Source organism: Alphaproteobacteria bacterium (assembly GCA_017308135.1).
Lineage (GTDB): Bacteria > Pseudomonadota > Alphaproteobacteria > CACIAM-22H2 > CACIAM-22H2 > Tagaea.
Map to the genome: position 1 here is coordinate 144,958 of JAFKFM010000011.1, position 14,676 is coordinate 159,633.

At 65.9% G+C, this 14,676-nt stretch carries 16 protein-coding genes; 7 read left to right on the top strand and 9 right to left on the bottom strand.

The features are described from left to right. Window positions 1–69: 69 nt before the first annotated feature. Entirely contained in the window at window positions 70–1,683 is a 1,614-nt protein-coding gene (locus J0H39_20005; GenBank protein MBN9499042.1) for an electron transfer flavoprotein-ubiquinone oxidoreductase, read from the top strand. A 98-nt stretch (window positions 1,684–1,781) separates the two neighbouring features. On the opposite strand, the gene J0H39_20010 is transcribed toward J0H39_20005, so the two are convergent. Beyond that, entirely contained in the window at window positions 1,782–2,816 is a 1,035-nt protein-coding gene (locus J0H39_20010; GenBank protein MBN9499043.1) for a DUF2125 domain-containing protein, read from the bottom strand. Window positions 2,817–2,852: 36 nt separating this feature from the next. Here J0H39_20010 and J0H39_20015 point away from each other — a divergent pair, with 36 nt between their 5' ends. The 4 genes from J0H39_20015 to J0H39_20030 are packed head-to-tail and all read left to right on the top strand — an operon-like array spanning window position 2,853 to window position 5,264. Further along, complete coding sequence (locus J0H39_20015; GenBank protein MBN9499044.1) at window positions 2,853–3,698, top strand: DMT family transporter; 846 nt, start codon at window positions 2,853–2,855, stop codon at window positions 3,696–3,698. A gap of 6 nt (window positions 3,699–3,704) precedes the next feature. Then, window positions 3,705–4,301 carry a gamma-glutamylcyclotransferase gene (locus J0H39_20020; protein ID MBN9499045.1) on the top strand — a complete coding sequence of 199 codons (597 nt, stop codon included), beginning with the start codon at window positions 3,705–3,707 and terminating at the stop codon, window positions 4,299–4,301. A gap of 51 nt (window positions 4,302–4,352) precedes the next feature. Continuing rightward, window positions 4,353–4,652 carry a hypothetical protein gene (locus J0H39_20025; protein MBN9499046.1) on the top strand — a complete coding sequence of 100 codons (300 nt, stop codon included), beginning with the start codon at window positions 4,353–4,355 and terminating at the stop codon, window positions 4,650–4,652. A 3-nt stretch (window positions 4,653–4,655) separates the two neighbouring features. Beyond that, entirely contained in the window at window positions 4,656–5,264 is a 609-nt protein-coding gene (locus J0H39_20030) for a hypothetical protein (GenBank protein ID MBN9499047.1), read from the top strand. Window positions 5,265–5,277: 13 nt separating this feature from the next. Here J0H39_20030 and J0H39_20035 read toward each other — a convergent pair whose 3' ends face one another. Then, entirely contained in the window at window positions 5,278–5,718 is a 441-nt protein-coding gene (locus tag J0H39_20035; GenBank protein ID MBN9499048.1) for a carboxymuconolactone decarboxylase family protein, read from the bottom strand. Window positions 5,719–5,820: 102 nt separating this feature from the next. On the opposite strand from J0H39_20035, the gene J0H39_20040 reads away from it, so the two are divergent. Further along, window positions 5,821–6,315, top strand: a complete 495-nt coding sequence (locus J0H39_20040; GenBank protein ID MBN9499049.1) for an Rrf2 family transcriptional regulator — start codon at window positions 5,821–5,823, stop codon at window positions 6,313–6,315. 10 nt (window positions 6,316–6,325) lie between these two features. On the opposite strand, the gene J0H39_20045 is transcribed toward J0H39_20040, so the two are convergent. Continuing rightward, the gene (locus J0H39_20045) at window positions 6,326–8,758 is read right to left on the bottom strand and encodes an adenosylcobalamin-dependent ribonucleoside-diphosphate reductase (protein MBN9499050.1); all 2,433 of its coding nucleotides are present in this window, start codon (window positions 8,756–8,758) and stop codon (window positions 6,326–6,328) included. A 283-nt stretch (window positions 8,759–9,041) separates the two neighbouring features. On the opposite strand from J0H39_20045, the gene J0H39_20050 reads away from it, so the two are divergent. Continuing rightward, on the top strand, window positions 9,042–9,362 hold the full coding sequence (locus tag J0H39_20050; GenBank protein MBN9499051.1) for a cupin domain-containing protein: 321 nt from the start codon (window positions 9,042–9,044) through the stop codon (window positions 9,360–9,362). Here J0H39_20050 and J0H39_20055 read toward each other — a convergent pair. From J0H39_20055 to ftsE, 6 genes are read right to left on the bottom strand one after another with little or no spacing between them, the layout of a single operon-like run. After that, a complete protein-coding gene (locus tag J0H39_20055; protein ID MBN9499052.1) occupies window positions 9,359–11,071 on the bottom strand; it encodes an adenylate/guanylate cyclase domain-containing protein in 1,713 nt (570 codons plus the stop codon). The genes J0H39_20050 and J0H39_20055 overlap by 4 nt on opposite strands. After that, the gene (locus tag J0H39_20060) at window positions 11,068–11,811 is read right to left on the bottom strand and encodes a 1-acyl-sn-glycerol-3-phosphate acyltransferase (GenBank protein MBN9499053.1); all 744 of its coding nucleotides are present in this window, start codon (window positions 11,809–11,811) and stop codon (window positions 11,068–11,070) included. Before J0H39_20060 ends, J0H39_20055 begins: the two co-directional genes overlap by 4 nt. Next, the gene (locus J0H39_20065; protein MBN9499054.1) at window positions 11,808–12,446 is read right to left on the bottom strand and encodes a YdcF family protein; all 639 of its coding nucleotides are present in this window, start codon (window positions 12,444–12,446) and stop codon (window positions 11,808–11,810) included. Before J0H39_20065 ends, J0H39_20060 begins: the two co-directional genes overlap by 4 nt. Then, window positions 12,443–12,985 carry an HAD-IIIA family hydrolase gene (locus tag J0H39_20070; protein ID MBN9499055.1) on the bottom strand — a complete coding sequence of 181 codons (543 nt, stop codon included), beginning with the start codon at window positions 12,983–12,985 and terminating at the stop codon, window positions 12,443–12,445. Before J0H39_20070 ends, J0H39_20065 begins: the two co-directional genes overlap by 4 nt. Window positions 12,986–12,996: 11 nt before the next feature. After that, a complete protein-coding gene (locus tag J0H39_20075; protein MBN9499056.1) occupies window positions 12,997–13,890 on the bottom strand; it encodes an FtsX-like permease family protein in 894 nt (297 codons plus the stop codon). Beyond that, a complete protein-coding gene (gene ftsE / locus J0H39_20080; GenBank protein MBN9499057.1) occupies window positions 13,887–14,558 on the bottom strand; it encodes a cell division ATP-binding protein FtsE in 672 nt (223 codons plus the stop codon). The genes J0H39_20075 and ftsE overlap by 4 nt, the downstream gene beginning before the upstream one ends. Window positions 14,559–14,676 lie beyond the last annotated feature (118 nt).

Here is a 14,676-nt window from a genome sequence, read left to right on the forward strand (position 1 = left end):
TGATTATGACGTTCGCCAGACTCGAGGAGTAAGCCCGTGACGACCAGCCAGCGCCCCGACCGCGAACGCATGGATTACGACGTGGCCATCGTGGGGGCGGGGCCGTCGGGCCTGGCCGCCGCGATCCGCCTCAAACAGCTTTCCGCCGAAAAGGGCCGCGAGATTTCGGTCTGCGTGCTGGAAAAGGGCTCGGAGGTCGGCGCGCATATCCTGTCGGGCGCGGTGCTGGAACCGCGCGCGTTGAACGAGCTGATCCCCGATTGGAAGGAAAAGGGCGCGCCGCTGAACACGCCGGCGACGGAAGACCGCTTCCTGTTCCTGACCAAGAAGCGCGCGATCCGTTTGCCGACCCCGCCGCAGATGCATAACGAGGGCAACTACATCGTCTCCCTCGGCAATGTGTGCCGGTGGCTCGCGACGCAGGCCGAAGAACTGGGTGTGGAAATCTTCCCGGGCTTTGCGGCCGCCGAAACGTTGTTCGAAGACGGGCGCGTGTGCGGCATCGCCACGGGCGATATGGGTATTGGCAAGGACGGTCAGCGCACGGCGAATTTCACGCCGGGCGTGGAAATCCATGCGCGCCTCACCGTTTTCGCGGAAGGTGTACGCGGCTCATTGTCGAAAGCGCTGATCGAAAAATTCGATTTGCGCAAAGATGCGCAGCCGCAGACCTACGGGATCGGCATCAAAGAGCTTTGGGAGATCGATCCCGCCAAGCATCACGCGGGCCGCATCATCCACACGGTCGGCTGGCCGCTGGATTTCGAGACCTATGGCGGCTCGTTCCTCTATCACCTGGAGAACAACCAGGTTGCCGTCGGCTACGTGATCGGGCTCGACTACAAGAACCCGTATCTGTCGCCGTTCGAGGAATTCCAGCGCTTCAAGACCCATCCCGCGATCCGCCCGATCTTCGAAGGGGGCAGGCGCATCGCTTACGGCGCGCGCGCCATCAACGAAGGCGGCTTGCAGTCGATCCCCGAATTGGTGATGCCGGGGGCGGCGATCATCGGCTGCTCGGCGGGCTTCGTGAACGTGCCCAAGATCAAGGGCAGCCACACGGCGATGAAGTCGGGCATGCTGCTCGCCGAAGCGGCGTTCGAAGCGCTCGCGACCGAGGGGCCGGTCGGCACGCTCGACGCGTATCCCGCCGCCGTCAAAGCCAGCTGGATCTGGGAAGAGCTGTCGGCCGTGCGCAATATCCGCCCCGGTTTCACCAAGGGCTTGGTCGTCGGCATGGCCAATGGCGCGCTCGAAACCTATGTGCTGCGCGGCAAAGGCCCGTGGACGCTGAAGCACCACCCCGACAACGAATCCTTGCGTCCCGCCGCCGCCAGCACGCCGATCGAGTATCCCAAGCCGGACGGAAAAGTGTCGTTCGATCGGTTGTCGTCGGTGTTCCTGTCGAACACCAATCACGAGGAAAATCAGCCCGCACATTTGACGCTGAAGGATGCGTCGGTGCCGGTCGCCGTCAATCTCGCGCTCTACGACGCGCCCGAGCAGCGCTATTGCCCGGCGGGCGTCTACGAAATCGTGCGCGAAGGTGCGGCCGCCCCGCGCTTGCAGATCAACGCGCAGAACTGCGTTCACTGCAAAACCTGCGACATCAAAGACCCGACGCAGAACATCGTCTGGGTCGTGCCCGAAGGCGGCGGCGGCCCGAATTATCCGAATATGTGACGCGCGTTTGCGCGTCACCCCGGCCGAGCGAAAGCGAGAGCCGGGGTCTCGAGATCCCGGGTCGCGCGCGACGCGGTCGCGCTTGCCCGGGATGACGATTACTCGTCCAACTTCAGCGGCGGCACGCGCATCACCGGCACGCGCTGCACGACCAAGCGGCCGTCTTGCGACGCGACCGGCACTTGCACGGAGCCGTCGTTGCTGCCGCCCGTGCGGCCTAAAAAGCCGAGGCCGATTTTCAGGATCGCCGCCGGGCCGGGCTCGATGATCTGGGCCGCTTGCAGCGCGTCGATCGTTTCGCGCCAGCCCGCGACGCGGATCGTGCCCGCACCGAGCGGCCGGTCCTGATCGTCCAGCGCCAGCGTGCCTTCGGCCGTGAGATGCGCCGGGCCCCAATCGAGGCCGAGAAGTTTGATCTCCAGCGTGCCGCCATCGTCGCGCCACGCGCGCAAGGCGGGGCCGAGTTTGGTTTCCCGTCCGACAATGCTTCCCTTCACATTGCCGACGAATTCCGCGCGCGCGATGTCGCGGCCCAAAGCGGGGACCGGTTCGATCAAACGCACGCCCAACGCCAGAAGCCGCAGGTCCAGCGTGTCGGCCCGATGATCGGGATTGGCCGGGCGGTTGGGCGAGAGCGTCGCGTCGAGCTTGCGCATCGACAGCGGCGCCGAGCCGTCGATCGTCGCTTCCAGCGCTTCGAAATCGAGAATCAGCGACGCGACCTTGCCGCTTTCGTCGAATGTGATCGTCGCGTCGGGCCGCGCGGCGCGAAGCGCGATTTTGGTTTCGAGATCGCCCGCACCGAACGATGCTTCTTGCGCGCCGGGCAAGCGCACGCGCAATTCGCGCAAATTCCACGGGTCGAGCGATGCGGTGAGGCGTTCGCCCGACCAACTCCACGCGGACGGGCCCGCCCCGGCGGCGCGGGGCTTGTCGACATTGGCGCGCCAACCGAACGGCCAGCCTTTGATGTCGAGCTGATCCCATTCCAGCGTCACGCCCGACTGGGCTTGGGCCGTGCGCCATGTCTCGATCCGGCGCAGGATATTCTGCGCCGTGACCATCCAGAACACGGTCCACAGAAAGACGATTGCGATTCCCGCATAGGCGAAGTGCTTGGCGTAGCGTTTCATGCGGCCATTTATAGGCTATGGTCCGCGCGCTTCGCGATGGCCCATCTCGTTCCCCTCGTTTTCGTGGCGCTTTGGTCGACCGGCTTCATCGGGTCGAAGGCCGGGCTGCCTTATATTGAACCGCTGACCTTCCTGGTCGTGCGCTTCGCGATCGCGACACCGCTATTCGTCGCGTGGTCGCTGGCGGTGCGTGCCCCCTGGCCGCGCGGCCGGCAAGCCTTCCATGTCGCGGTGGTGGGTGCGGCATTGCACGGCGTCTATCTGGGCGGCGTATTCGTGTCGATTTCCTGGAGCCTGCCCGCCGGGTTGTCGGCGCTGATCGTCGGCCTGCAACCTTTGCTGACCGCCGCGATCATCCGGGCGTTGGGCGAAGCCGTGACGCCCCGCCAATGGCTGGGCCTCGGTCTCGGCTTCGTCGGCGTGGGCGCGGTGTTGTGGGAGAAACTGGGTTTCGAAGGCATTCCCCTGGTCGCGGTGTGGCCTTCGGTGATCGGGCTGTTCGGCATCACCTTCGGCACGCTTTACCAGCAGCGTTTCTGCCGCAACGTGAACCTCGCGACCGGCGGGGTGATCCAGTACGCGGCGGCGACCTTGGTGCTGGTCGGGCCGATGTTCGCCTTCGAAACCCGAATCATCGACTGGACGCCCCAGCTCGTGGGGGCGCTCGCCTGGCTGATCCTGGTCCTGTCGATGGGGGCGATTTCGCTGCTGATGCTGCTCGCCCGGCACGGGGCGGCGGCCCAGACGGCCAGCCTTTTCTACCTCGTCCCGCCGACCACGGCGCTGATGGCCTGGGTTTTGTTCGGCGAGGTTTTAGGATTTCTCGCGTTGGCGGGCATGGCGCTGACGGCGTTTGGCGTCTATCTTGTCCGCAAGAGTTGACCCGCGATGCCATCGACATTGACGCAAACCCGCCCGCGCACGGGCAAGATCCCGGACTGTGAAGGCTGTCCGCCGCCGCCCGACACGGCGGATTTCTGGCTCTTCGCCTATGGGTCGCTGATCTGGGACCCGGGCTTTCCCTATGAAGAGGCGCGGCCGGCGAAGCTGATGGGCTTCCACCGCGCCTTTTGTCTTTATTCGACGCGCTATCGCGGCACGCCGGAAAAGCCCGGCCTGGTGCTGGGTCTCGACAAGGGCGGCTCGTGCCGGGGCATTGCCTATCGCGTGGCGAACGAACATCGCGAAACCACGATGGCCTATCTGTGGGACCGGGAAATGCTGAACCGGTCCTATCACTGCATGGATTTGTCGATCACCTTGCAGGACGGACGCGAGGTCGTGGCGCGAACCTTCGTGATCGATCGCGACGGCCAATCCTATGCCGGCAAGCTGCCGCTGGAAGATGCCGCGCGAATCATCCGCGACGCGCATGGCCAGCGCGGGGCGAACGCGGCCTATCTCGCCAACACGGTCGAGCATCTCGAACGTCTGGGCCTACATGACCGGCGCTTGGCGGCGCTGTTGGCGGCGGTACGCGCCTAACGCTTGTGACTCTTGCCCGTTTCGCCCTTTCGGGGGAGAGTCGGGGCCGCGATGAAATTCCTCGAAGACTACCGCTCGCCCACCGACGGCGAAATCAAGGAACTGACGCTCGAGGAAGCGGAGCGTATCGACGCGCTCAACAAGGAAATCCATCTGCGCAACCGGCTGCTCGTGCACAACGCGCGCGCCGTCCTGCAGGAAGTCGATCCGGCCGCGAAAGTATTGAAGACGATCGACGCCCCCGCGCCGCCCGTCCTCTACGCGCGGGTCATTCAGTTGTTGGGCGAACGCGGTGCGGCGGCGGCCGAACGCGTCGCGGCCGCGGCGGCGGCGAAGAAGCCGAAGAGTTAGGCCTTGCAGCCGCAACCCCAACCGCCCTTCGAACGGCCGCGCGCCTTGCGCCAGATCCGCCAATTGCGCGGCGGCGTGGTGGCGGGCGTGATGGAAAAGGCGAGCGATCTGGACCTCTCGATGTTCGTCGCGTCCTTCGTGCGCTCGGGGCTTGTCGCGGACGAGGGCGACGGCGCGTCGCATGTGCCCCCGCCGGCGCATGGTTACGATCACGGCGCCATCGTCGATCCGTCGATGCTGCCCGCACCCAAACGGAAATTCGGAAGGAACCCCGCTATGTCGAGCGATCCCTGGGCGCCGTCGGAAGAGCAGAAGCGCATGCTCGCCTTCATCGACAAATCCGTGCGCCTCGTGAACCGCGAGATCATCCATAAGCAGATCCCGGGCCTCACCAAGGAACGCTTCGTCGAATTCGCGGCGACGGTGGCGAGGCTGCGCGCCGATTATCTCGCCAGCGCCATGACCGCCTTCCTCGACGGCAAGGGCGAAAGCGCCGAGCTCGACGATCTCGCGCGCAAGCGCGAATTGTTCGAGGAAGGGGTCAAAGCCTACGAAGCGCTGCACCGCGCGCTGGAGCGCGGCTATATCGACCCCGAAGGGACGAAGGCGTGAGCGCGCCCGCGCGTCACATCGGGTGTTGAAGCCGCGACGCGACCGCGATCCGGTTCCAGATATTGATCGTGCCGATCGCGACGGTCAGCTTCGCGATTTCCTCGTCGCTGAAGACTTCGCGCGCGGCGTCGTAGGCGGCGTCGGGCACGCCCGATTGCGCCGTAAGTGTGACGCTTTCCGCCCATTCCAGCGCCGCGCGGTCGCGGGCGTCGAAATACGGCGATTCGCGCCACACCGACACGAGGTGCAGCATTTGCGGGTTCAAGCCATCGGCCAGCGATTCCTTCGAATGCATGTCGACGCAGAAGGCGCATCCGTTGATCTGCGAGGCGCGCAACTTGACGAGATGCAGCAAGCGGCTGTCGATACCGGATTTCCTTACGCTATCCTCCAGCGCCATGACGGCACGGTACAGGTCGGGGGCCAGACGGGCGATGTTCATACGGGCTTGCACGGGAATTTCTCCTTCGAGGGTCTATGACTTTAATCATCGACAAAATATATCCATGATTAGAGAATGTCAAGATCGCCCTGAAAATCGGGCGCGGAGGGCCGTATGCGACGTTTAAGCGATGGGGTCGAAGCCGCTTTGCATTGCGCGCTGGTGCTGGCTTCGCTGCCCGAAGGCAAAGTGCTGTCGGGCAAAAGCCTCGCCGAGTATCACGGCGTGTCGGAATCCTATTTGCTGAAGCATCTGCGCGCGCTGACGGCGGCGGAGCTGGTCGAAGCGTTGCCCGGCCCGCGCGGCGGCTATCGCCTGGCGCACCCAGCGGCGAAGATCACGATGCTCGACATCGTCGAAGCGATCGACGGCACGGAACCGGCTTTCATGTGCCGCGAAATCCGCCGCCGCAATCCGGGCAATTCGAAGGACCCGTGCGCCTACAAGGCCGATTGCTTCATCAAGTCGCGCATGCTCGCGGCCGAGAAGCTGTGGCGCGACGCGCTGCGCGCGCAAACGCTGGCCGATCTCGCCGCCGACGGCGAGAAGCTGATCGATCCGCACAACAAGAAAGCCTTCGCGGCCTTCCTCGGCGAACAACAGCGTTAGGCGAAAGCGCTCACCCGCATTTCGAGAAGCCGCAGGTCGTGCAGGTGTCGCAGCCTTCCATGCGGATCAGCGTGGGCGCCGTGCATTTGGGGCAGTGACGCGCGCCCGCGAGCCGCGCGGTCGAGCCGTCGGGTGGCGAACCCGTAAACAACGCCGCGACCGTGCCGGACGACGCATTCGGATTCGCCGTCGTTTCCGGTGCTTCGGCGATGGCACCGCCGCCCATCGCGGCGACGGGCATGTGCTCGGCCGCCGGATCGCTGGGCAGCGCTTCGCCCGGCCGCAGGAAGCCGATCTGCACCATGTGGCGCTCGATCACTTCGCCGATGGCGGCGAGCAACGAGGGCACGTAGCGCCCGCCCATCCATTGGCCGCCGCGCGGATCGAACACGGCTTTGAGTTCCTCGACGACGAACGACACGTCGCCGCCGCGCCGGAACACCGCCGAGATCATGCGCGTCAGCGCCACGGTCCAGGCGTAATGCTCCATGTTCTTCGAATTGATGAACACTTCGAACGGCCGCCGGCGCCCATCGGCGACCACGTCGTTGATCGTGATGTAGAGCGCGTGTTCCGCGTCCGCCCATTTGATCTTGTAGGTCTGGCCCGGCAAAGCCTCGGGCCGGTCGAGCGGGCGGGTCATGTAAACGACACTCGCCTCGTAATGATCTTCGGGCTTGGACGGCGACTTCGCCAGCGGCAGCGATTGCTGCACGGGCTCGGCCCCCTTCTTCGGCTCGTCCTTCTTCACGCTCAGCACGGCGCCCGTGATGTCGTTGGGGCGATAGGTCGTGCAGCCCTTGCAGCCCAGCGCGTAAGCCTGGGTGTAGACGTCCTTGAACGCCTCGAAGGAAATATCCTCCGGGCAGTTGATCGTCTTGGAGATCGAGGCGTCGATATATTTCTGCACCGCCGCCTGCATCACCACGTGTTCGGCGGGCGTCAGGCGCTGCGCGTCGACGAAATAATCGGGCAGTTGCGCGTTCTCGCCGAACATCCGCTTGTAGAGGCGATAGGCGTGGTCGGAGACTTCCTCCTGCCGGCGCGTGCCGTCGGGCAGCAGCACGGTGCGCATGTAGCTGAACGAGAACACGGGCTCCAAGCCCGACGACACGTTGTCGGCCATCAGCGAAATCGTGCCGGTGGGCGCGATCGAGGTCAGCAGCGCGTTGCGAATGCCGTATTTTGCGATGCCGTCGCGGATCTCGGGCTCGAGAATCTTGACCTGCTCGCCTTGCAGATATTTCTCGCGGTCGAACAGCGGGAAGGCGCCTTTCTCGCGCGCGAGGTCGATCGATGCGCCATAGGCAAGGCGGCGGATCGCGCCCATCCAGCGCTCGGTTTGCAGCACGGCGGCTTCGGAGCCGTAGCGGAGCCCACACAGGATCAGCGCGTCGGCAAGGCCGGTGACGCCCAACCCGATGCGGCGCTTGGCCTTGGCTTCGGCGGTTTGCGCGTCGAGCGGGAAACGCGACACGTCGGTCACGTTGTCCATCATCCGCACGGCGAGTTTCACCACGCGCGCGAGTTCGATCTCGTCGAGTGCGGCGTTCGCCTCGAACGGGTTCTTGACCAACGCCGCGAGATTGACCGAGCCCAGCAGGCACGCGCCATAGGGCGGCAAAGGCTGCTCGCCGCAGGGGTTCGTCGCCGCGATCGATTCCGCGTACCACAGATTATTGGCGCGGTTGATGCGGTCGATGAAGATGACGCCGGGCTCCGCATACGCGTAAGTCGCGCGCATGATCTTGTCCCACAACTCGCGCGCGCGCAGCGTTTTGAAATGCGTGCCGTTGAAGGTCAGTTCCCACGGCGCATCCTCCTTCACCGCCGCCATGAAGGCGTCGGTGACGAGGACGGAAAGATTGAACATGCGCAAGCGGCCGGGCTCGCGCTTCGCTTCGATGAACGCCTCGATATCCGGATGGTCGCAGCGCAACGTCGCCATCATGGCGCCGCGCCGATGCCCCGCCGACATGATCGTGCGGCACATTGCGTCCCATACATCCATGAAGGACAGCGGGCCGGACGCGTCGGCACCCACGCCCTTCACCGGCGCACCCTTGGGGCGCAGCGTGGAGAAGTCGTAGCCGATCCCGCCGCCCTGCTGCATCGTCAGCGCGGCTTCGCGCAGATGGCCGAAAATGCCCGACATATCGTCGGGCACCGTGCCCATGACGAAGCAGTTGAACAGCGTCACATGGCGCGCGGTGCCGGCCCCGGCGACGATGCGCCCCGCCGGCAGGAATTTGAAATCCTCCAGCGCCGTGCGGAACTCCGCCGCCCAATGCGCGCGCGCTTCGGGCGCCTCGGCCTCGGCCAGCGCGTTCGCCACGCGCGTCCAGGTATCCTCGATCGATTTGTCGATCGCGGCCCCGTCGGGCGCTTTGAAACGGTACTTCATGTCCCAGATTTGCTGGGAAATGGCGGCGATGGGGCGCATGGCGTCTCGGTTTCCCGCGAACGAAGGGAAGGAAAAGTCTCGGTGCGACAGGGAAGTTAGGAGCCTTGGCGTCGCTTGGCAATTGAAAACGTTCTCCATATGTTTCAACAGTCCTTAGGTCCACAACATGTTGTAGGGCCGCCGGAAATCGACTTGTCCCGGTTATCCACAGGGTAATGGTGTGGGCGTTGTGTGGAATCTTGGCAGCCCTTCCGGCTGCGCTAACATGGGTAGACGGGCCGGTCGTTCTGGACACAACCGCGCGCCCGAAACGGAGGACGGCATGACCCCCTTGCTGACTCGCGTCACCGTGGACGAAGCCGATGCGCTGCCCTTGCCGCCGGGCCGCTTCAGCGCCCAGGCGCTGAATTCGCCGGGGCTGGAGGCGCGCTGGTATCGCCCGCCCAATCCCGATACCCAAAAGCCGCATGACCGCGACGAGGTCTATATCGTCGTGCGCGGGGCGGGCGCGTTCGAGCGCGAAGGCGTGCGTGTCCCCTTCGGGCCGGGCGATCTGCTATTCGCCGCGAAGGGCGACACGCATCGCTTCGTCGATCATTCGCCCGACACGTCGGTCTGGGTCGTGTTCGGCGGAAAAAGCTAAGCGCCGAGATCGACCGCGCGCGGGAAGGCGCGCACGCGGACCTTGCCGTCGCGCCCGCGCAAATCGACATCGACCGCCGCAATACCGCGCGCGTCGAGCGCTTCGCCCGATAGCCCGGCGCGGCTCAGCACCGATTCCGCGACGACGAGCTCGACGCCGAAATCCTTGGTCAGGCCTTCGATGCGGCTCGCCGCGTTCACCGTGTCGCCGATCGCGGTCAAATGCATGGCGCGCGCATAGCCCATCTCGCCGACGATCGCGGGGCCGGCATGCAGGCCGATGCCGATTTTAAGCGGCGTTTTCAGATCATGCGCGAGTTCGGCGTTGAGCTTGTCGAGCGCTTCGCCCATCGCCTTGGCGGCGGCGAGCGCCAGGCGCGCGGCGGATTTGGCGTCGCGCCCGTCGGTGCCGAACAGCGCCATCACGCCGTCGCCGATGAACTTGTCGACATAGCCGCCATTCGCCTCGATGGCGCGGCCCATCGCGGCGAAATAGCGGTTGAGCAGAAAGACGGTGTCGAACGGCAATTGCCCGGCCGACAGACCGGTGAAGCCGCGCAGATCGGCGAACAGCACGACGATATCGAGCTCGCGCCCCGTGCCGTAACCGTCGCCGCCGCGCGCCGTCGCGGGGCCGGCATAGGCGGGCAGCAGCGGCACGATCGAAATCGGCCCCTTGCCGGTGACGAAGGCTTGGCACGCAAGGCGCACGATCGCCATGCCGTCCGCACCGTCGGGATCGGCGCCGACGCGCGCCAGCACTTTGCGTTCGGCCGGGGCGGCCGGGGTGAGATCGGCGGCCCCGGCGACGATGCGCACGCGGCAGGTGGAGCAGCGCCCGCGCCCGCCGCACACACTGGCATGCGGCACGTTGTTGACGCGCGACGCGCCTAGCAGCGACAGGCCGGGGGCGACGCGCAACGTTCGCCCGTCGGGATAGACGATGGCGATGCCTGCGCGCATGCGCTTCATCTGGCCGCGCAGCAGACCGATCGCGCCCGCGAAAATTATGGCGATCCACCAGAAACGTTCGGTTTGTGCCGCGCGCGCGGTCAGCGCCATATAGGCCTCGCCGCGCGGGATGTTGTATTCGCCGTCGAAACGCGCGCGGAACGATGGCTCGGCAAGCAGCGCTTCGGCTTCGCGCGAGCCCGTGACGAGCCCCAGCAACGCGAGGATCGGCAACAGGATCGCGACGCAGGCCAGCGTCGCGCGCCAATGGGGATAGAAGGGCTTCAAGCGCAGCCAATGCGCCATGCCGATGCAGCCATGGAACCACACGACGCAAAGGCCGATGGCAAGATCGGTCGCCACGCCGGGATTGAGCACCGCATTGCCGACGACCGCCGTGTGGAAGGGCAGGTAGCCGTAAAGCTCGGTACCGGTGCGCACCAGTGTCACGTGGCCCGCCATCAGCGGAACGATCAAGATGCCGAGCAGCAATTGCAGCACTTCGGCGGGTTTGATGCCGCGCCAGGATTCGCGCATCGCCAGCGCGTAGAGCCCCAGGAAGGCGTGCAAGGCCAACGCGCCGTAGAGCAGCAGCGAGCCGGGCGGCGAGCGCAGAAATACGAAAACCGGCGTCGCGAAGGCTTCCGCCGCCGCCAGCGAGATCAACATCGTCGCGTGGTTGACGAGATGCGTGGCGACGTAAGCGAACAGCACGAAACCCGCCCCCAAGCGCCAGCTGCGCAGGGCGGCGGGGTTCACTTGCGCCCCGCTGATTCTGTATTCTCCGCTTCCAATTTCGCGGTGGCGGCTTCGATGCGCGTTTCGATCTCGCGCATGAAGGCCGCGCGCGGCATGCCGGGCGGAATGACGCCCAGCACGTCGACATAGATCGTGCCGGGGTGTTTGTAGAAGCTGCGCCGGCCCCAGATTTGGCCCGAGTTCAACGCCACCAGCACGCAAGGTATGCCGAGCTTGGCGTAAAGCCCGGCCGTGCCCGGCTGATAAGGATAATCCGCGGTCGATGCGCCGGGCTTCACCCGCGTTCCTTGCGGGAAGATGATGATCTGGCGCCGGTCGGCGACCGCCGCCATCGCCCCGTCGATCATGCGCTTCAGCGCCTTGGCGCCGCCCTTTCGATCGACGCGAATCATCTTCTGCTTGATCGCGAGCCAGCCATAGATCGGCACGCGCAGCAGCTCTTTTTTCATCACGTAGGTCGGGTCGGGGCAGACGAGATAGAAATAGAGCGTGTCCCACGCCGATTGATGTTTGGACACGATCAGGACCGGTTCGCGCAGCAATTCGACCTGGCCGCGCAACTCGATCCTCGCGCCCACGAACACGCGCAAACCCAGGCAGACGAGCCACGCCCAGCCGCGCGCAAGGAAATAGACGCAAACGCGCGGCAACAGGAACAGCGGCAGCGACGCGATCAGCGCCAGTGCGGTGACACTGAAGAACCAGATATTGAAGGTCAACGAACGAAGAAACGCGATCACGGAATTTCCCCGGGGGCGAGGTCGGTGTCGGGCGGCGGAACCGGCATATAAGGCCGGATCAACGCGCCCAGATATTTGTGATACTCGCCCTGAACCAGCGCGAAGGTGCCGGGCCAGCGCCACCACGCGTCGATGCGGAAACCGTCGGGAAACACCGGGTGTGCCACGATCTTGGCGTCGGGCATCGCGCGGCGGAATTCCAGCAGCGAACGGCGCATATGGTAATTCGCGGTGACGAGCCGCAAGGACGCGAAGCCCTCGCGCTCCATCCACGCGGCGGATTCGCGCGCATTGCCCAAGGTCGAATCGGCGGCGTAGCCAAGCTCGACGCAGCATTCGACCTCGCGCGGCGATTGGCGCGTGATCCGCAGCAATTCCTGCACCTCCACGCCCCGATAAACACCGGAGACGAGCAATTTCTTCCCGCGGCCGGCGGCGAGCAGATGCAGACCTTCGCGCAGGCGCAACGGCCCGCCGGTCAGCACCACGATCGCGTCGGTCGCATCCCCGGTGTCGAGACTGGGGGCGCGGTCGATCGTCTGCGCGAACCAGACCAGCCCGCCGGCATAGGTGAGCGCCCCCGCCACCAGCAGCAGGAAGATCCACGCGAAAGGCCCGCCGCGCCCGCGTTTCATGGCGTCGTTCCCAAAAGCGCGTCGACGGCGGCGGCAAGATCGGCGTGCACGCGCACCGGCAGCACCTCCGCCGGAATCCCCGCCGCCTGGATTTTGGCGCCATGGCCCGTGCGCACCAGATGGCGCGGGCAGCCGGCTTTCGTCGCCGCTTGCAAATCGCGCAGATTGTCGCCGACGAAGGGCGTTTGCGCCGCCTCCGCGCGAAATTGGCGGATCGCGTCGAGCAGCATGCCGGGCTCGGGCTTGCGCCGTGGCGAGGCATGCGCGTCCGGGCAATGGAAGATCGCGTCGAGCGACGCGCCCTCGCGTGCGAGCTCGTCGCGCAATTTGGCGTGGATGCGGGCCAGCATCGCTTCGTCGAAAATCCCCTTCGCGATGCCGGCTTGGTTGGTGCAGATCGCGACGGTGAAACCGGCCGCGTTCAACCGCGCGACCGCCTTGGCGGCCCCCGGCAGCATCACGAGCTCGCCCGGATTCTTGACGTAATCCGGGCGGTCTTCGTTCAGCACGCCATCGCGATCGAGCAGGACGAGTTTCATCGGGTGTATCTCTACACGATCCGCGCTAAAGCCCGCATCACGGTCGCATAGGCGGAAATCGCCGCGACCAGCGTCGCCGCCAGGGGGACGGCGGCCAAAATCGCCCAGCCCAGCGGGTCGAGCGTGGGCAGCGGAAAGGCGAGCGCGCCGGTCGCGGTCGCCAGCATATAGGCGCCGGCCAGCACGCCGGCCCCCGCGCCCGTGCCGATCGCGGAGCCGACGAAGGCCAAGCGCAGCGCCGCCCGCGCGAATTGGCGTGCGATGTAGCGATCTTCCGCCCCCACCAGATGCAGGATGTCGACCGCCTCGCGATGCATGGCCAATCCCGCGCGTGTCGCGAATCCGACGGCGCCCGCCGCCGCGATGCCGACGGCGACGACGACGACCAGCGCCACGATCCCCGCCGCGCGCGCCACGGCCAGGAACCCGCCCAGCCAGCGCGCGTGATCATCGACCTGCGCGCCGGGCGCGGCGGTCTTGATCGTCGATTCCAAAGCGCCGGCGTCGAAAACGACGCCCTTTTTCAGCCGCGCATCGACCAACGTGGGCAAGGGCAAAGCGCGCACGTTTTCCGCCCCCAGCCAGGGGCTAAGCAATGCTTCGGCGCGTTCGCGCGGCAGGGCTTGGGCGGTTTCGATCGCGGGATCGAGGCGCAGAATATCCAGCACGTCGCGCAATTGCTGGGCTTGGCGCGCGGGATCGGGGGTCGCGGGAATCTCGATCGTCGCGATCCCTTCGAAATCTGCGCGCCATTTCGATCCGGCCGACGACAAGGCAAGCGCCAGACCCAAGGCGAGGGCCGCGAGCAGCGACAGCGTGCCGATCACGCCCGCGATCCAGCGCCGCTCGCGGTCGCGCTCGAGCCCGAGTTCCGAACCCTTCAACTCCGAACCGGGTCCCTTCACGCGGCACCTTTGCGCGTTTGATAAAGCGCGCCGCCGTCCAAGCGCAGCTCCGGATGCCGGGATTCGTTCACCAACTGCATATTGTGGGTCGCGATGACGATCGTCGTGCCCAGGCGGTTGAGTTCGTCGAACAGCCGCATCAGGCGCACCGCGATCCGGTCGTCGACATTGCCGGTGGGCTCGTCGGCGATCAGCAGACGCGGCCTTCCGATCACCGCGCGCGCGATCGCCACGCGCTGTTTCTGCCCGCCCGACAAGGTGGGCGGCAGGGCGTTGAGGTGATCGCCGAGGCCCACCCAGGCCAGCAGCTCGGCCGCGTGTTCGCGCACCTGCGAATCGGCGATGCCCTGCACGCGCAAGGGCAAAGCGACGTTGTCGATCACCGGCAAATGGTCGAGCAGGCGGAAATCCTGGAACACCACGCCGATCTGGCGGCGCAAGGGCGGCAGGTCGCGGCGCGCGATGGCGGTCACGTCCTCGCCGAACAGCTTGACGGTGCCCCGAGAAGGCTTGCGGGCAAGGTACAGCAGCGACAGCAGCGAGGATTTGCCCGCACCCGACGCGCCCGTCAGGAAATGCAGGCTGCCCGGGGCCAGGGAAAAGCTGATATCGCGCAGGATTTCGGGCCCCAGCCCATAGCGCAAACCGACGCGTTCGAAGCTCACCATACCGTCCCGCACCCTTCCGGAATTCGGCACGGACGGCCGCGCCTCGCAGATCGCCCGAATCCTGGCACGCGGCGCTTGCTCCCGGCAAGCTTGCCGGGTCCGCCCCGGGCCCCCTATA